Origin of the sequence: Flavobacterium succinicans (assembly GCF_001662485.1) — a bacterium.
In the GTDB taxonomy this organism is placed as follows: Bacteria; Bacteroidota; Bacteroidia; order Flavobacteriales; family Flavobacteriaceae; genus Flavobacterium; species Flavobacterium succinicans_A.
This window is the reverse complement of record NZ_JMTM01000049.1, coordinates 1-1,493: the sequence shown is the minus strand read 5'-3', so window position 1 is coordinate 1,493 and position 1,493 is coordinate 1. Positions and strand designations below refer to the sequence as shown.

Sequence of the window (1,493 nt, the reverse complement as noted above, 5' to 3'; positions counted from 1 at the left end):
TCAGAAAAATAGCGCTAATTTAGTCCCAAACCGCCTGTAGCGCGGGAACGTTAGTCGCAAGTTGACAACCAAAATATTGCAGAATTATCTAATCCTGAAAATCAATACAGGGGTAGTAAATAATAAATATCATTTTAATGAAATCATTTCTAAAATTTTTATTTTTCACAATAGTACTGTCTTTAAATACAAGCATTTATGCTCAAAAAGAACAAAAATACAGCGGTTTATTTTCGCATAAATGCAGTAGTTATAGTGGACTCAATTTGCAGGACTCTGTAAAATCAGTCAATATGAGATTGACAAATCTAAAAGAAACCTTGTCTAAGGGAGAAGCTGCCAATATTATTTTATTTAATGGAGTTCGTCATAGTTCCTACATAGAGTTTGATAAATATGGTCGACTCCAAGCACAAATACCCAGTATTCCTGGAGAAAATTTCTTCGCACAAATAGATTATAGCAGGGCAGATAAGTACGTATATGATGATAAGGATTGGGATAAAAAGAGTAAGTATAAAACCGTATTAAAGCAATACCGTCCGGTATACAATCATAATTTACTACTAAAACTAAATCAAATAGAAGTTCCAGATGAAGATGAAGTATATGAAGAAGAGGGGAAGATTTGGCAAAATTATGATGAGAATATATATATATATATATATATATGATAAGTCAGATAGAATCATTGAAGAGAAAGAATATTTTGTACACAGATTTGGTAAAGAAACGCTGCATAAAAAGTATAAAAAAGAAGATCTATTTACTCGTAAATTGTTTACTTATAATGACAAAGGACAGGTTGTAAACCAGAAAATCATTGCAGGTTTATATGGTAAAGATATGTCTTTCACTAATATGGGAACTGAATGTGGTTTTTGTGAGGATTTACAATTACAGTATGATTATGACCCATCAGGACGTATCACACAAGTCACAATGTTTGGTTGTGGGAAAACAGTTGCTCAGGAAGATTATATTTACCATCCAACCCAAGATTATGTAGAAACAGTGAAATACTATGTTACAGGTTCCGGAGAAATATCTAATCCTACCAAAAGGTTTATAAAGACCTTTAACGATTACGGAGATCTGATCAAAGAAGAGTTTGTTCTTGATGACCCAGAACAAGAATTACCAGTAAAAGAATACTATTACACCTATGAATATGACAGCCACAAAAACTGGATAAAATGCAATATCTATATGGAAGGTACTCAGGAAGGAGTTCCGTCGCTGGTTGCAGAGCGAAAAATTGAGTATTATAATTAAAGCCCGCAAAGAAAAACGATTAGGATTACCAACAACCTGCGCCTAACACACGCTACAAGCAATTTGGGTATTAGGCTTAATTTAAATATGGTTTTGTATTTGGAAGATTTGGCAAATCCGAAAATAGAGCTTAATTTAGTCCCAAACTGCTTGTAGCGCGGGGACGTTACAGGAGACTTGTGCCGAAATTACGCAGACAATTTCAATTTGAAATCAAG

2 protein-coding genes are annotated in these 1,493 nt (G+C 33.6%); both read left to right on the top strand.

Translation table 11 applies throughout. From position 1 onward, the window contains the following. Positions 1-137 precede the first annotated feature (137 nt). Positions 138-674, top strand: a complete 537-nt coding sequence (locus FLB_RS08935; protein WP_157490590.1) for a hypothetical protein — start codon at positions 138-140, stop codon at positions 672-674. After that, positions 640-1,275 carry a hypothetical protein gene (locus FLB_RS08930; RefSeq protein WP_157490589.1) on the top strand — a complete coding sequence of 212 codons (636 nt, stop codon included), beginning with the start codon at positions 640-642 and terminating at the stop codon, positions 1,273-1,275. The genes FLB_RS08935 and FLB_RS08930 overlap by 35 nt, the downstream gene beginning before the upstream one ends. Positions 1,276-1,493 lie beyond the last annotated feature (218 nt).

What these genes read in the sequence shown, in the direction of transcription:
- FLB_RS08935 (WP_157490590.1), top strand. Translation starts at nt 138, where the DNA reads ATGAAATCATTTCTAAAATTTTTATTTTTCACAATAGTACTGTCTTTA.
- FLB_RS08930 (WP_157490589.1), top strand. Translation starts at nt 640, where the DNA reads ATGATGAGAATATATATATATATATATATATATGATAAGTCAGATAGA.